This is a genomic window from Candidatus Abyssobacteria bacterium SURF_5, assembly GCA_003598085.1.
Lineage (GTDB): Bacteria > Abyssobacteria > SURF-5 > SURF-5 > SURF-5 > SURF-5.
Genome location: QZKU01000115.1, coordinates 69,450 through 88,266, shown reverse-complemented (window position 1 = coordinate 88,266; position 18,817 = coordinate 69,450). Strand labels below are relative to the sequence as shown.

General features: G+C 53.4%; 17 protein-coding genes. 12 read left to right on the top strand and 5 right to left on the bottom strand.

Annotation, left to right across the window (positions count from 1 at the left end):
* Positions 1–183: 183 nt before the first annotated feature.
* Positions 184–2,097 (bottom strand): type II secretion system protein GspE, encoded by a 1,914-nt coding sequence (locus tag C4520_16965; protein ID RJP17453.1) that lies wholly within the window; start codon positions 2,095–2,097, stop codon positions 184–186.
* A 71-nt stretch (positions 2,098–2,168) separates the two neighbouring features.
* Here C4520_16965 and C4520_16960 point away from each other — a divergent pair, with 71 nt between their 5' ends.
* The gene (locus C4520_16960; GenBank protein RJP17452.1) at positions 2,169–2,348 is read left to right on the top strand and encodes a hypothetical protein; all 180 of its coding nucleotides are present in this window, start codon (positions 2,169–2,171) and stop codon (positions 2,346–2,348) included.
* 80 nt (positions 2,349–2,428) lie between these two features.
* Here C4520_16960 and C4520_16955 read toward each other — a convergent pair whose 3' ends face one another.
* The 3 genes from C4520_16955 to speB form a co-directional block, all read right to left on the bottom strand.
* Positions 2,429–3,151, bottom strand: a complete 723-nt coding sequence (locus C4520_16955) for an endonuclease III (protein RJP17451.1) — start codon at positions 3,149–3,151, stop codon at positions 2,429–2,431.
* Between the two features lie 12 nt (positions 3,152–3,163).
* Positions 3,164–3,709, bottom strand: a complete 546-nt coding sequence (locus C4520_16950; GenBank protein RJP17450.1) for an arginine decarboxylase, pyruvoyl-dependent — start codon at positions 3,707–3,709, stop codon at positions 3,164–3,166.
* 123 nt (positions 3,710–3,832) lie between these two features.
* Positions 3,833–4,747 carry an agmatinase gene (gene speB, locus C4520_16945; protein RJP17449.1) on the bottom strand — a complete coding sequence of 305 codons (915 nt, stop codon included), beginning with the start codon at positions 4,745–4,747 and terminating at the stop codon, positions 3,833–3,835.
* A gap of 218 nt (positions 4,748–4,965) precedes the next feature.
* Here speB and C4520_16940 point away from each other — a divergent pair, with 218 nt between their 5' ends.
* Positions 4,966–5,163: a hypothetical protein gene (locus tag C4520_16940; protein RJP17448.1), complete on the top strand. Its 198-nt coding sequence runs from the start codon at positions 4,966–4,968 to the stop codon at positions 5,161–5,163.
* On the opposite strand, the gene C4520_16935 is transcribed toward C4520_16940, so the two are convergent.
* Positions 5,160–6,392, bottom strand: a complete 1,233-nt coding sequence (locus tag C4520_16935) for a type II secretion system F family protein (GenBank protein RJP17447.1) — start codon at positions 6,390–6,392, stop codon at positions 5,160–5,162. The two genes, C4520_16940 and C4520_16935, sit on opposite strands and share 4 nt — an antisense overlap.
* Positions 6,393–6,638: 246 nt before the next feature.
* On the opposite strand from C4520_16935, the gene C4520_16930 reads away from it, so the two are divergent.
* The 10 genes from C4520_16930 (at position 6,639) to C4520_16885 (ending at position 18,806) form a co-directional block, all read left to right on the top strand.
* Positions 6,639–8,222: a phosphoglycerate dehydrogenase gene (locus tag C4520_16930; protein RJP17446.1), complete on the top strand. Its 1,584-nt coding sequence runs from the start codon at positions 6,639–6,641 to the stop codon at positions 8,220–8,222.
* Between the two features lie 190 nt (positions 8,223–8,412).
* Positions 8,413–9,195 (top strand): epoxyqueuosine reductase, encoded by a 783-nt coding sequence (locus tag C4520_16925; GenBank protein RJP17445.1) that lies wholly within the window; start codon positions 8,413–8,415, stop codon positions 9,193–9,195.
* A 136-nt stretch (positions 9,196–9,331) separates the two neighbouring features.
* A complete protein-coding gene (locus C4520_16920; protein RJP17444.1) occupies positions 9,332–11,134 on the top strand; it encodes an elongation factor 4 in 1,803 nt (600 codons plus the stop codon).
* A 35-nt stretch (positions 11,135–11,169) separates the two neighbouring features.
* Positions 11,170–11,859 (top strand): signal peptidase I, encoded by a 690-nt coding sequence (lepB, locus tag C4520_16915; protein ID RJP17458.1) that lies wholly within the window; start codon positions 11,170–11,172, stop codon positions 11,857–11,859.
* A gap of 15 nt (positions 11,860–11,874) precedes the next feature.
* A complete protein-coding gene (gene hemW / locus C4520_16910) occupies positions 11,875–12,999 on the top strand; it encodes a radical SAM family heme chaperone HemW (protein ID RJP17443.1) in 1,125 nt (374 codons plus the stop codon).
* Between the two features lie 143 nt (positions 13,000–13,142).
* Positions 13,143–14,447: a hypothetical protein gene (locus C4520_16905; protein RJP17442.1), complete on the top strand. Its 1,305-nt coding sequence runs from the start codon at positions 13,143–13,145 to the stop codon at positions 14,445–14,447.
* 33 nt (positions 14,448–14,480) lie between these two features.
* Positions 14,481–15,293 (top strand): glycosyltransferase family 2 protein, encoded by an 813-nt coding sequence (locus C4520_16900; protein RJP17441.1) that lies wholly within the window; start codon positions 14,481–14,483, stop codon positions 15,291–15,293.
* The gene (locus C4520_16895; GenBank protein ID RJP17440.1) at positions 15,280–16,338 is read left to right on the top strand and encodes a glycosyltransferase; all 1,059 of its coding nucleotides are present in this window, start codon (positions 15,280–15,282) and stop codon (positions 16,336–16,338) included. The genes C4520_16900 and C4520_16895 overlap by 14 nt, the downstream gene beginning before the upstream one ends.
* A 12-nt stretch (positions 16,339–16,350) precedes the next feature.
* Entirely contained in the window at positions 16,351–17,361 is a 1,011-nt protein-coding gene (locus tag C4520_16890) for a glycosyltransferase (GenBank protein ID RJP17439.1), read from the top strand.
* Entirely contained in the window at positions 17,358–18,806 is a 1,449-nt protein-coding gene (locus tag C4520_16885) for a radical SAM protein (protein RJP17438.1), read from the top strand. The genes C4520_16890 and C4520_16885 overlap by 4 nt, the downstream gene beginning before the upstream one ends.
* Positions 18,807–18,817: the final 11 nt, after the last annotated feature.

Genomic DNA, 18,817 nt, shown 5'->3' with positions numbered 1-18,817 from the left:
GCGCTACGACAAGAACGTTTCGAAGTTCCCGATGTCGCCGATCTATGCCGCTATTAACGGCGGAATCAGAGACGTTAGTCTGGAGTACTGTCCATAAGTAAACCGTTCGCCGATCCTCTCCTGCACGCCCGGAAGGGGGAGAAGAAATTCTTCCCCTTCTTTTTATTTGGAAATTCCGATCATTTACCCTGAAACAATAAGATTCGCGGGGACGGGCGCATGTTTTGGTTCTTGCTCGTGCTGGCAAAACGGGCAGAAACGCCAGGAACTGTCGATGATCTGGTTACAGGCATGACATTTGGCTTTTAACAGCGAGCCGCATGAAGGGCAGGCCGCATAGGAGCGCTCGATGCGCCAGCCGCAAGCGGGACAGACCAGGGAACCTGAATCCTGGCTCACTACCACATTCCATATTTCGGTCATTGCAGTGACGCCGGCCTTCACTTTCTCCAAAAAATCCGCGAGGAGGGAGTTCATTCCGTTCTTGAAGGCAATTTCCAGGAGAGTTGATTCCGGCTCGAGCATTTCTATGGACTTACGGATCTCATCGTCTACGACAAATATCTCGCCGACGGCTACTCTGCCTTGAAAGCCCTTCTGCCTGCATTTTGGACATCCCTCACCGCGCCTCCAGGGGAGCTTGCGGGGCTCCGTGACCAAGCGTTGGATCTCATGTAGCTGGCTTGGCGTCGGCTCATATTCAACGGTGCAATCGGGGCACAGCTTTCTCACGAGTCGCTGGGCAAGGACATACAACAGCGTGGAGCTTATGAGAAAGCCGGGGATCCCAAGGTTTAAGAGCCGGCTTACCGCTGATACGGCATCATTTGTGTGCAGCGTGCTCAGAACCAGATGCCCGGTCATCGCCGCTCTGATGCCGATTTCCGCTGTCTCCATGTCCCGGATTTCACCTACCATAATGATATCAGGGTCCTGGCGCAGGATGGATCGAAGCGCGGCCGGGAACGTGAGTCCCGCCTTTGGATTAATTTGTACCTGGTTCGTTTTCGGGATGTCGTATTCCACCGGATCTTCGACGGTGACAATATTCACTTCGGGCGATCTCAGCTCATGAAGAATCGCGTTTAAGGTAGTGCTTTTCCCGGATCCCGTGGGGCCGGTCATCAGGATCAACCCTTGTTTCCGAGCGTTCAGGCCCCTCATTTTGCCGACCTTCCCCTCATCAAGGCCCAGATCGACCAATCGAACATGAGTTTCTTTTCTGTTCAGTATCCTGATGACGACTTTCTCGCCAAAGATGGTTGGCATCGTGGAGATGCGAAGATCATAGTAAAGCGAGTTCACGAAAATGCGTATCTTGCCGTCCTGGGGAATTCTTTTTTCGGCAATGTCCATATTTGCCATGATCTTTACGCGAGAAACAACGGCCGGATGAATCCACTGGGGCAACTGATGCTTTTCATATAAAACTCCGTCCACTCTCTGGCGAACAATGAGCGAATCTGCTTGCGGTTCAATGTGAATATCGCTTGCCCGCTCCTGTATCGCCTCATGGATAACCACATTTACAATGCTGATGATCGGCGCTTGTTCACTTTGCATCTTCAGATCAGCAACACTCAGATCCTGTCCGTTTTCCATGTCGTTTTGATGGACTATCTGAAAGAGGACTTCCAGTTCGGGCGTGGAGATCTCCAAATCCGCGACTTTCTTTTTTGAATGGATTTTCTTGATGGCAGCCTGAATCTGTTTGGGGTCGGCAACTGCCGGCTTTATCTCACATTTGGTGATCAGGTTAAGGTCGTCGATTGCCTGCAGATTGAGCGGGTCCGCCATCGCCACAAGCAATTTCTTCGCCTCTTTTCGAATCGGGAGGCAGCAGTATTTGGATGCGGATTTGGCCGGGAACAGTTTTACCACTTCAACATCTATTTCGGTCTTTTCCAGGTCCAGAAACAGGATTTCCAACTGGAGCGCCAATACCTTGAGCAGGTCCACGCGCGAAACCTTTTCGCACTCCAACAGAATTTCGCCCAATCGCCTCCTGTTCGATTTCTGGTTCTCCAGGGCGCTTCGAAGTTCCTCCTCTGTTATCAATTGATGGCGCACAAGCAATTCACCAAGTCGCATCTGCATGGCCGTCGATCCTCAGCAGTAATGTTGCTTCTCAACCAACAGAAGGAGCGCTCTTCAAACCAGAAGAATTTATGCCGCCGGTACAATTAGGTGCACAGATGTTCCGGCAGGCTGCTCCTCTTTTTGGGACAATAAGAAACGCTAAGCCAGTGAAATCTATTCTCTTTTCTTTCTTTCCCCAGCATCCGCAGAGGGTTGCGCGCTTTTTGCCGGGCGCGATCTTTCATCAAATCTCAATGATGATCCTGTAAGAATACGTCAAACGAGTAAAGGGCAAATCTTGTGCCAAGCCGAACAAGCGAAGGAGGCAAACAGGGAGGAGAGGGTGTCGTCAGTTTTGTTGGACGGACGGTGTGAGGGAAGCGTTCGTGACGGCTTTTCGTTGATAATAAGCGCACAGATCGGCAAGGCAGCAGGAAGGGCAGCGCGGGTTGCGGGCCCGGCAGACTCTGCGCCCGTGTTCGATAAGATTGATATGAAGTGAATAGCACCGACCGCGCGGTGCCATCTGCGCCCATTCGCGGTGAGCGCGGCCGGAAGATTCGGCTTCCCCGATCAGTCCGAGCCGCTTTGAGACACGAAGAATGTGAGTGTCCACAGGAAATACGTCCTGCCCGCATCCAAAAAGAAGCACGCAATTAATTGTTTTCAGTCCGACTCCGTGGAATGCTCCCAGCAGTGCCGCAGCTTTCTCAGTATTCATCCCGCAGAGAAATCGAAGAGATATTTCGCCCCACTCGCTGTGAATAGTAGAGAGAATATCCTGGATTCGAGCCGCTTTTGTGTGCGCCAGTCCGCCGATGCGAATGGCATCTTCGATTACAGCCGCGCCAGCTTTTCTTGCGGACTCCCACGTTTTGAAGCGACGTTTCAAGGTCAGAAAGGCTCGATGACTGTTCTTGTCACTCGTGTTTTGTGAGAGAATCGTTTGAATCAGGACGTCCAGTGGATCTTTATGCGGATATCGACGAGGCTGCCCGATGTTCTTCCGCAGAAGCCGCTCAATAGTCCGGCAAATCCGCTTTTTTTCCTTCAGGGCAGGGGCTAACGGCATGTTATCCGGGAGCTAAAACAGGAACACTGCTGCGGCAAGGACAGTGGTATACTCGTGTCCCTTAATGACCGCCGATTGAGTGATATTTGTGGTTCTCACTATTTTATTACTGATTCTGAATACTTCTTTTTTCTGGTCCCAACTCACATCTTCGTCGAACTCGATTCCGAGGGTGGAGGCAAGCATGGCGGCGGCCAAGTCCTCGGCATAGTCCCCCGCTACTGTGTCGGTCTGACCGTATCCATGATGCTCGCTCAAGTATCCGTACATGGAGCGGTCTTGAGGGACGGCACAGCCCACTGAAGCGGCAATCAGCCGGCGCGGTTCGTTGCTCGCACATCTGGCCATCACACAATAAGTAAGCATACCCGGTTTCAACGATTTCACACCTTCACGGCGGCTGATAATCTTGCAGCCGGGCGGAAGAATGCTCGAGACCGACACGAGGTTGCAGATTTCGATGTTTGCGTCTCTCAAGGCAAGCTCAAAAGAACGCAGCTCTTCTTTGTGTGTGCCGTGGCCTTTTGTAAGGAATACTTTTTTCGGAACAAGTTCCATAGGAGGTTCTCCTATTCAGAAAACATCAGCAAAGCAAAACCGGACCTCATGGGCTGAAAGCTCTCCGACAAATCGCATGATCGGAAATTGAGCATATTCAAGCCGCGCCATGAGAGCGCCGCCTTATCTGTTGTCCTTGACGTGCGCAAAAATCCTATACAGGAGCCGCGCTGCCATGAACTCCGGGTGGACCAATCCCGCAATGGGCGCCAGTTCCACAAAGTCCAGACCGACAACGGTTCGCGCCTTCGTGACTGCTTTAATTAAGTCCAGCACTTCGTCCCACAGAAGCCCCCCCGGCTCGGGAGTGCCGACCGCGGGCATAATTGAAGGGTCGAACACGTCCGCATCAATGCTCAGATATACGTGCTGCGAGAGACCCTCAACGATCCGTTCAATCAGGCGGCTTCGGCCGCCGTCGGAGCGCGCGGCGCGGAATTGTTGAGCCCAGTATGGGGCAATGCCGTTTTCTTTCAAGGCCGCAGCTTCTTCTTTGCTCAGACTTCGAGTGCCGGCGTGCGTGAATCTGCAAATCTCAGAAATGCGCCGCGCGACGCATCCATGGTTCAACCTGTTTCCGTGGTAGTTTTCCCTGAAATCGGCATGGGCATCAAGAAAAAGAACACTGAGGTCTCTATGCCTGCGGCTCATTGCGCGGACCGTCCCGACGCTGACGGTATGTTCTCCTCCAAGCAGAACAACAAGCTTTTCTTGCTCCAGTAAAACCGTGGTCGCACTCTCGATCCGCTTAACCATTTCCTCAGGGTCGTCTACCGGCTCCAGCGGGCTGAGTGTTGCGATGCCGATCGCATATGGTTCTACGGCGCATTCTTCATCGTAAAGTTCCATATTGGCCGAAGCCTCGATAATTGCGGCCGGACCTAATCGGCAACCGGGGCGGTAGGTGGTGGAAGTTTCATAGGGAGCAGACAGGATCACGATCCTGCTCTCCTCGATATCGCTCAGATTCGGCGGAAGTCCCGCATAATTATGCGTATGGAAAAACCATTCTTCCGGTAGATCGAGTTTCTTTGCCATCGGTAAGAGAATCTCCGGCCGATTCGACCGTTGCAATGACGTCCGGGCCGGCAATGTGTCCGGAGGGAAGGCCGGTTGTGCGGCTGACTATATTGCAAACGTTTGGGGAAGCAAACCTTCTGTTTTCCTCCCCCTGTAGATGATCGACTACGGGGGGTTATGTTAACAAAAATCAGGCGGCCCGTCAATAGAAATTTTTTGACTATTCAGCGTTTTAAGTGATCGAGGACACGGCAAGTACCGGCGGGTTCTCAACGCAATATCTGCTTCGAATGACAGGCAACATCGAACGCCGGCGGGAGGGTCTGGCATGCAGAAAAATGGCGAAGCCCGAAACCGGCTTCGCCATCAATTATGTTTCCGTCTTCCTCTGTATTCGGCAAGCACCTCGACAGAATAAGATGGCCGACGTCTAGATGAGATCGCCCATGCTGAAGATGGGCAGATACATCGAGATCACGATAAAACCTACAATGCCGCCAAGAACAACCATCATGGTCGGCTCAAGCATCTGAAGCATACCACCGATAGCCACTTCCACTTCAGCATCATAAATATCGGCCACCTTGAGCAACATCGAGTCGAGGTTTCCGGTTTCCTCGCCGACGTCGATCATGTTGACCGCCATCGGAGGAAAGGCCTTTGACTCCTCCAGCGGTCCGGCGATGGTTTCCCCCTCACGAATACTGTCATGCACCTCGGCCACCGCGTTTGCAATCACCCGATTTGCGATTGTTTCCTTCACAATACTGAGCGACTGAAGAATCGGAACACCGCTGGTGATGAGCGTGCCGAGCGTCCTCGAGAAGCGGGCCACGCCGATTTTTCGGGTGAGCTGTCCGAACAAGGGCAACTTGAGAACCACCCGGTCCCGAATTGCGCGTACCAACTCAATTTTGAAAATCAGTTTCAATCCTACGATAATGCCGCCGCCAATAGCTAGGATCTTCAGATACGACTGCTTCAAAGCCTCGCTCGTGTTTACAAGAAACTGCGTCGGCGCCGGCAATGCACCGCCGAGGTCGGAGAAGATTTCCGCGAATGTGGGGACGACCCGGATCAGCAGGAAGGTCACGATACCGCCGGCAACCAAGAGCACCATGATAGGATAAACCATCGCGCCTTTCACTTTTCTCGCAAGAGCTTCTCTTCGTTCCGCAAATTCAGCCAGACGATTAAGAACGATTTCCAACATACCGCCGACTTCACCCGCGCGCACCATATTCACATACAACTTGTCGAAGACCTTGGGATGTTTCGCGAGCGCTTCCGAAAAGGTGGTGCCGCTTTGAACGTCGTTCACCAGATCGTCCAGAATGTTTTTCAGTTTCCCCGGTTTCTGCTGGTCATACAATATCGAGAGACTGCGCAATAGCGGCAAGCCGGCATCGATGAGCGTCGCCAACTGCCGCGTGAACAGCGTTATCTGTTTCTTCTTGACCCGGCCGCCAATAGATAAATTAAAACCGCCTTTGGTCTTCACCTTTTGGCGGCGGGCAAGTTTTCCGGCGTCTTCTTTTACTTTTGTGGGGAAGTATCCAAGACTTCTGACCTGGTTGATAGCCAGCGCCAAACTATCGGCTTCAACCATTCCCGTAACTTCTTGGCCTTTTTTGTCGGTGGCTTGGTAGGAGAAAATTGGCATGGTCGATCCCCCGCTGGTATTGCGTTGTCAGCTTTCGCAATAAGTATACCATCCGATCCCGTTTCAGTCAAGCACGAGCCTTCTTAAGCAGGTTGCGCGGCGCCTCTGTCCTGCTGATACTACATCCGCTCTTCACATTGCTGCGCAATCGGCGGCGGGAAATCATCGTTTCCATTGATGCGATTGACTCATAGCCTCATTTTGTGCTAACTTATTCAGACGTTTTCGCTCACCAAGGAGATACGTATGTTCAAGGTGCTCGTGGCAGAGAAGTTATCACCTGCGGGTATAGAGGTCTTTGTTCGCGCAAAGGAAATTGACGTCACGGTCGAGAAAAGCTTGAATCCCGAACAACTGAAGGACGCACTTCGGGAATTCGACGCTTTGGTTGTCAGGAGCTCAACAAAGGTGACGGCCGACATTTTGACTCAGGCCGACAAATTGAAAGTTATCGGCAGAGCGGGCATTGGGGTTGATAACATTGATGTTCCCGCAGCAACTCGTCGCGGCATCGTCGTAATGAACACTCCTCTCGAAAATGCCATTGCGGCGGCTGAACATGCAATTTCGCTCATGATGGCGCTGGCCCGCAGAATCGCTCAGGCCGATGCCTCAATGAAGGCCGGGCGGTGGGAAAAAAGCAAATTCGTCGGGACCGAGATCTTCAACAAAACCCTGGGAATCATCGGGGTCGGCACCATCGGCAGTATCGTGGCGGAGCGGGCGTCCGGCCTGAAGATGAAGGTCATCGCGTACGACCCATACATCCCGCCTCAGACGGCGTCGCGAAGAGCGATTCCACTCGTGCCCCTGGATGAATTACTGAAAGATTCAGATTTCGTCACTCTTCACGTGCCGCTCATCGAGGAGACGCGGAATCTGATCGATGCGCGCGCCCTTAACAAAATGAGAACTCACGCCATGATCATCAACTGCGCCCGCGGCGGCATCGTCAATGAAAAGGATCTTTACGACGCCCTTTCGTCGGGGCGCATAGGGGGGGCCGCGTTGGACGTGTTCGAGCATGAGCCACCGACCGACCACCGACTGTGCAAGCTCTCGAACGTTATCTGCACGCCGCACTTGGGCGCCAGCACGATTGAGGCACAGGAGAACGTGGCGGTTGCCATCGCGGAGCAGGTGGCGGATTACCTGTTAAGGGGAAACATCCGCAACGCAGTCAATGTCCCGTCGGTGAGTCCCGAGATACTTCCTGTTATCGGGCCATTTCTCAGTCTGGGAGAGAAGTTGGGCAGTTTTCTTGCCCAGATCTGCGATTTTCCCATTGAAGAAGTGATGATCGAATACCAAGGAGAAGTTGTCGAGCATGGTGTCTCCCCTATCACTTCGAGCGTATTGAAAGGAATTTTCAGCCCGATCCTCGGCAACCGCATCAATATCATCAGTGCGCCTGCGATCGCGCGGGAGCGCGGGGTGAGCGTCCGGGAAACCACCAGCAGGACGGCCGAAGACTTCGTCAGCCTCATCGGCATCAGGATTCGATCGGGAGACAAACATCATTATGCGGCCGGCGCAACATTCGGCAAAAAGGAAATTCGAATTGTGCGGGTTAACGACTTTCAGATTGAGGCCGTTCCCGAGGGAAGCATACTGTTTATCTTTAACTACGACCGCCCCGGCGTTATCGGGAACATCGGCACCGTTCTCGCACGGCATCATATCAATATAGCGACCATGTTTCTCGGCCGGGATGCTGTCGGCGGAAAAGCCATTTCGTTATGGCGTGTTGATTCCCCGACGACCAAAGCTATCGTGGAGGAATTGGCAAACCTCCCGAACATTATCTCGGTCAAACCAATTGAGTTATAGCCGAACGGCCGCCGTGAGATGTTGCGCCGCGGATCGAGCGACCGGGCGCGGCTACGAATGCCTTCAGCCGCAAAAGGGAACGGATTCGACTGCGGCGGCGTGTTCTCTTTTCAAAGGAGATTAACGGTGGAATGGCAATACATCCGAAGAAAGAAACAGCCCCGCGAGATTGCTTTGGAAAGAAAAACGTATGCTCGAAAGTTTAAAGAATATTCTGTATGAGCACAAAATGGACGTGGTTGGCGTGGCTAATTCAGGCGACTGGGCCAGCCCGCGCGTTGAATGCAGGCCCGACGAAATCCTGAAAGACTGCGCTCGCATAATCGTTTTCGGAAAAGAGATTCCACGGCCGGTTTACGTCACCCAGCGGCATTCGCTTGAATTGTACGGACATTTTTCACAAAACTACTATCAAACAATGGATGCCGCCGCAATGGAGGTTGCTCTTTTGCTGACGCGGGAGGGATTCGCCTCGGTCCCTTTGGGGTCTTATCTGCCTCTCTTGATGCGCAACGGCAAGTACTGGGGAATGGTTTCCCTCAAGCATGCCGCCGAGAGGGCGGGCGTGGGCAGTATCGGAAAAAACACACTGTTGATCAATGAACGCTTTGGCAACAGGTTGCGTTTGGGAGGAGTATTGACGACGGCTCCCCTGCCCGCGGACAAACCGCTCCAGCACTCGCTTTGCATCGGCGCTTGCCGGACCTGTGTGGAGGTTTGCCCCGTCGGCGCTCTGGACGGGCGGGGAGGGATCAACCAGTACAAATGCCTTCGGAAAAGCACAAGGCATCCCCTCCTTTCTACCGCATTCCTGTCACAATGGTTCAGCGCATCGCTCCCCCTGAACAGGAACTTCGAGTTGGTTACCGGCACCCTTGGCGCGCGTTACTCATACAGTTGCTGCGAGTGCCTTGTTAACTGCCCCCATTTTGACGCGGTTCCCGCGAAGCCCAACCTGAACGGCGCCGGCTAAAGGGCGGATCGGTCTCAGAAACAAATGTTCTTATGCCTGCACAACCCACTTCCGTCCGCTTCCGCGAAATCATTGAATGCGCCGGTCAATTTTGTTATAATAAGTTGGCTTTTTCCGTTTCCCTTAAATTTTCAAGATGAACAACTTAAGAAGTAAAACAAGAAATTTCTGTATTATCGCGCATATCGATCATGGCAAATCGACCCTGGCCGATCGGATACTTGAATATACACACGCTATTCCCGAGCGTGAGCTACGCGAACAAACGCTCGATAGCATGGACATTGAGCGGGAGCGCGGAATCACGATCAAGGCAGCTGCCATCAGAGTCAATTACACGGCCGCAGACGGAAACAACTATCTTCTGAATCTTATCGATACCCCCGGCCATGTCGATTTTTCCTATGAAGTTGCGCGGAGCCTGGGAGCCTGTGAGGGGGCGCTTCTCCTGATAGACGCATCACAGGGAGTACAGGCACAGACGCTGGCGAACGCTTACCTGGCCTCGGATCGAAACCTGGTGATCATACCGGTCATCAACAAGATCGACCTGCCAAACGCGCGAATCGAAGAAGTGAGGCAACAGATTTCTGACATTATTGGGCTCGACCCGCAGGATTCAATATTGGCGAGCGCAAAAAACGGCATCGGTGTCCCTGAAATACTGGAGGCAATCGTAAGGAGGATTCCGCCCCCCGGCGGCGACGACGCCGCTCCTTTGAGGGCGGTGCTTTTCGATTCCATCTATAATTCATTCCGGGGGGCGATCGGATACATTCGCGTCGTCGACGGCTGCATCAAGCCGGGGCAGGAAATCACTGCAATGTCATCGGACCGCTCGTATGAGGTTGAGGAAGTCGGCATTTTCAAACTTGAAGAGGTTCCGGTCGACAAACTGAATGCGGGTGATGTCGGATATGTCATTGCCAACATGAAAAGCATCCGCGACATCAAAATAGGTGACACCCTGACGGATGCGTCGAATCCGGCTCGGGAACCGTTGCCAGGTGTCAAGCCGGTCAAGCCGATGGTTTTTTGCGGCATGTATCCGACTGAACCCGGTGGATTCGACACGTTGCGGTCTTCGCTGGAAAAGCTGAGTCTGAACGACAGCTCGTTCTATTTCGAGCCGGAGACCTCCCAGGCGCTCGGCTTCGGTTTCCGGTGCGGATTTCTGGGGCTGCTCCACATGGAGATCATTCAGGAGCGCCTGGAGCGCGAGTTTGATCTTGCCCTTGTCACCACGGCTCCCTCAGTTGTTTTCCGCGTCCACACGACCGACGGCGGGTTTTTCGACATTGATAATCCCGCACGGTTGCCGGAGCTTTCGCGGGTGGCGTATCTCGAGGAACCGTACATTCACGCCACTATCCTGTCTCCACCCGAGTACATCGGCACCATCTGCCAGCTCTGCTCCTCTCGAAGGGGAGAACATATTCGGACACATTATCTGGGACCGCAAAAGGTGTTGGTCAACTATGACCTCCCGCTCAGCGAAGTGGTCCTCGATTTCTATGACCGCTTGAAATCCGCCACACGCGGTTACGCCTCGTTTGATTACGAAGTCAGCGGGTTTCGTCAATCGGACCTGGTGAAGCTTGACGTGCTGCTTAACGGAAACCCGGTGGACGCTTTGTCCTGTATCGTGCACAAGGAAAAAGCATACCTGAGGGGAAAACAACTCGCGGAAAAGCTGCGAAAGGTGATCCCCCGGCAGTTGTTTGAAGTCGCCATTCAGGCCGCAATCGGCAACCGCGTGATCGCGCGCGAAACCATCAAAGCGCTTCGCAAGAACGTTACCGCAAAGTGCTACGGGGGCGACATCACCAGGAAACGAAAACTCTTGCAGCGTCAGAAGGAAGGCAAGAAGCGGATGAAACAGGTGGGTAACGTTGAACTGCCGCAAGAGGCCTTCATGGCGGTTTTTGAAGTTGAATGAGACCGTTCGAGAAGAGAAAGAAAGGACCCGGCAGAATGTCAAAGGCTGTCTCTGATGTGAAAGAGAAGGTCGAGGCGGAAAACCAGCGCGAGTCTCTCCTGTGGGAATGGACGAAGACCATCATCTACGCCGTTGTCCTGGCCCTCTTTATCAGGACTTTCTTCCTGCAGACGTTCAAGATTCCGACCGGAAGTATGGAGCCGACCCTGCGTGGGGCAATGAACTACGGACATGGAGACAAAATCATCGTGCTCAAATTTATCTACGGTCTCCGAATTCCCTTTAGCGACGAACGAATTCTGCCCTTGTCCGATCCCAAACGCGGAGACGTTGTCGTGTTCGAGACCAAAGGAATTGAGGGGTTGGACCAGCGAAAGGATTTCATAAAGCGCATCGTCGCGGTCGGCGGAGATCATGTGCAGATTGTATCGGACGATCCCAATTGGAACCCGGCATTCGATTCGCTTATCGAAGGAGGCGGCCACATCTACATCAACGGCGAGCGGCTTGAAGAGCCGGCATCCGTCGCCGACAGGGTCTATTTCCCCGCCGGTGCGTTCGGCGAAGGGGGAGTAACGGTGCCGCCTGATTCCTATTTTATGCTCGGCGACAATTCCTTGAACAGCCGCGACAGCCGGTATTGGGGTTTCGTGCCGCGCGAGAACATTCTGGGGAAGGCTGTTGCCATCTACTGGCCGCCCAAACGGCTCGGACTCATTGATTGACCAAATTGACCCATCATGGCAGAAGCCGTATATGTACACATTCCTTACTGCAGTTCCAAATGTCCGTACTGCGATTTCGCGTCCGTGCCGGCCGCTGGTTCCGTCGATCGATACCTTGAGGCGCTTGGCGAGGAAATCCGGCAGAGGGCGAAGCACGTTTCAACAGTCAGAACACTCCATATAGGCGGCGGAACACCCACCGTCTTAAGCGCCGCTCAGATAACCCGCCTTTTTCATTCGTTGCGTTCTTCTTTCCATATTTCTACCGGCGCCGAAATCACGCTTGAAGCCAACCCGTGCACCGTAGAGCGGGAAAAAATAGATGCTTTTATCTCGGCTGGCGGCAACCGCGTAAGCCTTGGCGCCCAGAGCTTCATTGACAGCGAGCTGACGACACTCGGCAGACTGCACGGAAGCGAGGACATTTACCGGGCGAACGAAATCATCCGCGGCAGCGGCATCAAGAACCTCAATTTTGACCTGATTTTTGCGATCCCGGACCAAACGATACAAAGCTGGCGGCATTCGCTTGAAGAAGCCGTTTCGCTCGCGCCGGAGCATCTTTCCACCTACTGCCTGACTGTTGAGCCGGGGACTCCCTTCGATTCCCTCGTGGAAGCGGGGACATTTCGAAGGAAAACGGCGGAAGAGGAACTCGAACTGTATCAGGCGGCGCGGGAAATTCTTATTCGAGCGGGATACGAGCATTACGAGATCTCGAACTTCGCCAAGCCGGGCAGACGCGCGAGCCATAATCTTGTCTATTGGTCGAACGGAGAATATCTGGGCCTGGGTGCAAGCGCCGTCTCATATCTCGACGGAAAACGGGTGGTAAACGTCCGTGACCCCGTCCGCTACATGGAAGCGGTGTGCCGGAGAGGACATGCCGTGGAGGAGGCAGAATATATTCCGCTTCGGATGCAGGCTATCGAGACCATGATCCAGCGGCTGCGATTGAGCGAGAGGATCGATTGCTCTTCTTTCAGGACGAAGTTTGGAGTCCACCCGGTCGAGCTATTCGGAGGTTCGTTCGAGCAAATGGTCACAGAAGGATACATCGAGTACGAGGATGACACGATCCGTTCCACATTTGACGGGTGGCGGCTCGCGAACGAGGTTGCGATGCGGCTCCTGCCATAGGTTCCCTCGTTCCTCGCCTGCAGGTATTCGGCATGCCCGGTTCTGGCAATGGAATTGTTGCAAACCTTTTGGATTCCCGGCTACAATGATTCAATTGAAATCTTCGGAGCATTCATCAAGACATGTCTGATACAGCAATCCAAATGCCCGCGCCGGCGCGTTGCCGAGAGAGCCTCTTCGATGAAGGGTTCCTGATCATCATCATCGGGCTGGGCAATCTTTTTAATTTCTACTTTCACATCTTCATGAGCCGAAATCTCGGGCCGGAAGGGTACAGCGCATTAAACTCTCTGCTGTCGCTCCTCTACATCATTTCAATTCCGATCGTGACCATCCAGACAACGATAACAAAGTTTATTGCGCAGTATTCCGCAACGGGAGAAGCCGCGAAAGTGCGACAACTGTTTCTGGGAAGCTTGAAGCGTGTCGGCATCGTCGCATGTGTGTTGATGGTCGGAACAATTCTCGGCGCTCCCTTGATCGGCGACTTCTTCAAAATTCGAAGCACTGCCCCGATCATAGTGGCTGGATTCCTGCTTTTCTTCATGTATCTATTGCCCGTTTTCTGGGCGGTTCTCCAAGGTCGAGAACGGTTCAATTATCTGGGGATATCCTACTTCGTCGGCTTCATTTCAAAGTGCGGGTTGGGGATACTGTTCGCCTTGATCGGGTGGGGCGTGGGCGGCGTATTATTCGGGGTTCTTCTTTCGTTCATTCTCTCCTTCATGGTTGGCTTCCCGGCCTTTCGTCCTGTTCTGGCGCCGGTCGCTGAAAGCGCCGAAGTGCAGATGAAGGAGATGTATCTCTTCGCTTTGCCTGTGGTCGCGGCGCTTTTCTTCTTGAGCTTCTTCTGCAATCTGGACATTGCGCTCGTTCGGCATTTCTACGGCGACGTGGGCGACGGTCTCCGACTGGCGGGTTACTACGCCACCGCCTCGATCGTGGGAAAGAGCTTTCTGTTTCTTCCACTGGGCATCACCCTGGCGCTTTTCCCAAAGGTGGCCCGGAAGAAGGCGACGGGCGAAAATACGCTGCCGATACTAAAACGCGGACTGCTTATAGAGATCGTCCTGTCTTTAGGAGGCATTGTCATTTGTTTTGCGCTGGCGCGCTATGTGGCGCTGTTTCTCGGAAAAACCGATTCGCCTGAATTAGTTGCGCTGATTAAACTGTTCGGAATCGCTATCACTCCAGTTGCCGCCACGACTATTTTGGTCAATTATAATCTCGCGAATGAACGCTATTCTTTTCTGTGGCTCCTGCTGCCGCTCACGTTGTTGACGTTCGCCGCCATTTCAGTCTTTCATCAGACGCCGATGTCCGTTCTGCTGACATTAACAGCCGGCGGCTTTGCCTTATTCATTTCGATTTCCATCGTTACATTCCATCCGGCAAAGGCAAAAAAGCCGCTGCCCGAAGCTTCCGCCGTTCCCCGCACGTCGATCTAGCAAACTGTTAATCTTGAATTGTGACAAGCATTTATGCTAAAATCCCTCAAAATGAAACAGTCCGAACCCTGCATTTGCGGCACCCGGACAAAAAACGAATTTCCGGGCAAACTCTCGGTGTTGATGCCTGCTCATGATGAAGGGGCCGGCATTTATGACAACCTCGGAGAGACGTTTGCGTTCTTGCGCGAAACCAGCCGTGACTTCGAGATTATCGTAATTGACGACGGCAGCTCCGACAATACGTACGAAGAGGCTGCTCGTTTTGCGGCCGACAACTCGCGCGTCAAGCTGGTTAAAAACAAAACGAACCTCGGAAAAGGCGGCGCCCTGCGGGAAGGCTTCAAGTACAGCGAGGGAGATACTATCGTTTTCATCGATGCGGACCTCGACCTGCATCCGAGCCAGTTGCAGCTTTTTTTTGATCACATGAGGGGGGCGGACGCTGACGTCGTCATTGGCTCCAAGAGGCACCCGCAATCAAAGCTCTATTATCCGTTTCACCGCAAGATTGTGAGCATGGTATATTTCTTCATGGTCAAGCTGCTGTTCCGCCTGCCGATCCATGATACCCAGACGGGATTGAAACTTTTCAAGCGGCAAGTGCTCGAAAAAGTATTTCCGCAAATGCTGGTGAAGAAATTCGCTTTTGACCTGGAATTGCTGGTCCTGGCGCACCGGCACGATTTTACGATCGTTGAGGCGCCGGTGGTTGTGGATTACCGACCCAATATCGGCAAGAAGATCAGGCGCTGGGTTCGTCCGACCGATATCTACACAACGTGGTGGGACACCATGGCCATCTTCTACAGACTGTATATTCTGAGGCATTATGACAGATACTGATATGCGTGTCCGGCTGTTTCATCAGCCGCAGGAGGAGGGTCCGCCCGTTCCGAAGGTAAGCGTGATCATAGCGCTTCACACGTGCAGCGAGAGATTCCTGAAAGACTTCGGCCATTTCCGCAATCTGGAATATCCGAATTTCGAGATTCTGATCATAGTTGACGAGCCGAACCTCAATGAGGCGACAAATCCGCGGGTCGGCAATTTGAAGCGCCTAAGGAAGGAAGGGCTGGTTTCGATCATTTCGACCGGCAAACAGATTACTGGTCCGGGTGAAAAAAGGGATATCGGCATCAAGAACGCCGCCGGCGAGATATGCGCGTTCATCGATGATGATGCATATCCCCGTCCCGACTGGCTGCGCAGCGCCGTTCCTTACCTGGATAAGCCGGAAATCGCGGCTGTCGGCGGGCCGGGCGTTACTCCTCCCGAGGACGGCCTGCTGGCGCAAGCAAGCGGGGCCGTCTACAGTTCTCCGATGGGGAGCGGACAGGCGCTGTACCGCTTCATTCAGCGCAAAGCCCGAGAGGTTGATGATTTTCCCGCCTTCAACTTGCTGGTGCGCACGGACATTTTGCGCAAGATCGGCGGCTTTTCCTCCACGTTCTACGGAGGCGAAGACACGAAGATGTGCCTCGAAATCATCAGGCTTGGCAAGAAGATTCTTTACCGCCCCGAGGTGGTGGTCTTTCACCATCGGCGCAGCCTTTTCTTCGATCACCTGAAACAGATCGCCAATGTCGGCCTGCATCGGGGATACTTCGCCAAGACGTATCCCGAAACGTCGCGACGCATGTTCTATTTCCTGCCCAGCATTGTGGTGACCATCTTGTTCTTCGGGTCTATCCTTTCAGTCTTCTCGAACGTCGTTGCCGCAATCCTCGTCATCAGCCTGCTCTGTTATTTTGGTTTCGCGCTGGTCTCGCTTTTGCCGGCAAGTCGGCTCGACGTGGCGTTGCTGGGCGCAATCGGAGTGATGTTGACCCATTTTGTATATGGAATAACTTTTATTCGGGGACTGATGCTGAAGCATTTGGACAGCTAGGGGGTTTGGTCGGTGTACGCGCCCTTCGTCAGCGTCATTATTCCCACCTACAATTCTTGCCGGTCACTCACCGCTTGCCTCGCCAGTATCAGGATGCAGCGCTATCCCCGTGAAAGAGTGGAAATTATCCTTGTCGATGCCGGCTCGCATGATGGCACGCTCGAAATCGCGTCTTCCTTCAAGGTCGACAAAATCCTTCAGAATCCCCTGAAAACGGGGGAGGCCGGCAAAGCAGTCGGCATCGATGCGGCTTCGGGCGAAATCGTGGCTTTGATCGATAGCGATAACATTCTCGATAGCGAGGATTGGCTGGAAAAGATGGCGATCCCCTTTCAAGATGATGAGATTTTCTGTTCGGAAAGCTACGCGCTCACATACCGGCTCTCAGATTCGATCATCGACCGCTACTGCGCGTTAATCGGAATGAACGACCCAATCCACCTTTTCCTCGGCAACTACGACCGGTTCAATACGTTGACCGGTAAATGGACGGGGTTGCCGCTCGAAATGCACGATCGGGAGGATTACTACGAGGTCCTCCTGACCGAGAATTGCATTCCGACAATGGGAGCCAATGGGTGCCTGATCCGGAAAAAAGCGATCCAGGAAGTTGATTACCGCCCCTATTATTTCGATATCGACATCATCCATCAACTTGTTCACAAAGGCCGGCGAAAAGCTGCATTTGTCAAGAAGGGGGTTGTCCATCTGTACTGTCCGAACCTCAAGACTTTTGTTCGGAAGCAAAAGCGGCGCATTTCGGATTTCCTTTACTATAAACAGCTCGGGCGCCGAACGTATCCGCATCAACAGTACTTCTGGGGCTACCTGAAATTCATTGTGAGCACACTTCTTCTTTTTCCCCTGCTGGCTCAGGCGCTTCTCGGATATTCTCGCAAAAGAGATTTGGCGTGGTTCATTCATCCGGTTGTCTGTTGGGTCACTCTGATGACGTACGGTCTTGCGACGATCCGGTCGCTCTTCCTGGCACAAGAACTCGATCGCTCCAACTGGAGTCAATGAGGATTGAGGTCACAGAATCTCATAATGCAATTAATTATAATAAAATGACTGCAAAGACGCTCCTGATAAACCCGAGCCCACACGTCGCGGCGAATCCCCCGCTGGGACTGCTGTATATAGCGGCGGCTCTCGAGAAGGCGCAGGCGCCGGTAAAAGTACATGATCTGGGCTTTGACCCCGGCCGAGTGGAACTTCGCCGCCTGTTGCGGGACTGGAATCCGGAGCTGATCGGCATAACCTGCACTACGCCCTTATTTCCGCATGCGAAGGAAATAGCGGCATTCGCGAAATCTCTTGTGCCGGAAAGCTGGATAGTCCTCGGCGGAATACATCCCTCAGTCGTTCCGCGACAAGCGATCGAGGGCTGCTCAGCCGATATGGTCGCAATCGGAGAGGGCGAACACGTGATGCCATTACTTGCTCAAGCTTATCCTGTGCGCAAGGCAGCAGCCGAAACACCGGGCATCCTGATCAGGACAAACGGCGAGATCGCAATCGGTCCGCCGCCTGTCCGAATCGTGAATCTTGACGAGTTGCCGATGCCGGCACGGCACCTGGTTGATATCCAGCGGTATTTCGCCGCCTCCGGACACGACCGCATCAAATGGTCGCTTCCGCAGCCGTCTTTACCGTTGATTGCCTCGCGCGGATGTCCCTACCGCTGCGCGTTCTGCGCATCTGAACTTGTTCACGGCAAGCAGATCAGGCTGCGAACGGTCGATAATATTCGCGCCGAACTGGAGTCTCTGATTAATGCGTACGGCATCCGGGGGGCGTATTTTTACGACGATACGCTGACGTTCAATCTTGATTGGTTCACGCAACTGTGCGCGATGTTAAAGGAACTGCGTCTCAAATGGATTTGCGGGACCCGGCTGGATAGGGTCTCCCGCCCTGTTCTTGAGATGATGCGCGACTCCGGCTGCGTTTTGATCTCCTACGGAATTGAATCGGGCGATCAAGAGATGCTGAGCAAGGTGCTCAAAAAGGGATTGAAACTCGAGATCATACGGGAAAACATGAAGTTGACCAGGGAAATCGGCATCGCGACGGTCGCAAATTACATCCTTGGTTTCCCGGGCGAAACCGAGGAAAGCATGAAGAAAACTCTTGCCTTCTCGCGGGAGCTCGACTCAGATATCGCGGAATTTTCCATTTACATGCCGCTGCCGGGCACGGAACTGGCCGCGCGGGCGGAGCAGAGAGGGAAAGCCGTCGAGCAGGATTTGTCGCGTTTCGATTATATGCGGCCGACATATACGGATACCTCGCTCCCTCCTGAATTAGTCAGGCGGTATCATCGAAGGGCGGTTCGGCAATTCTATCTGCGCCCCCGCTATCTACTTCGGCGTTTATTGAGGGTTCGAAGGTGGGCCGACGTCAGGGCGAACCTGTCAGGCCTGCGATCTTTCGCAAGCATCTGGCGCCGCTCATCCCGCCGTTGATTCAGTTGGCA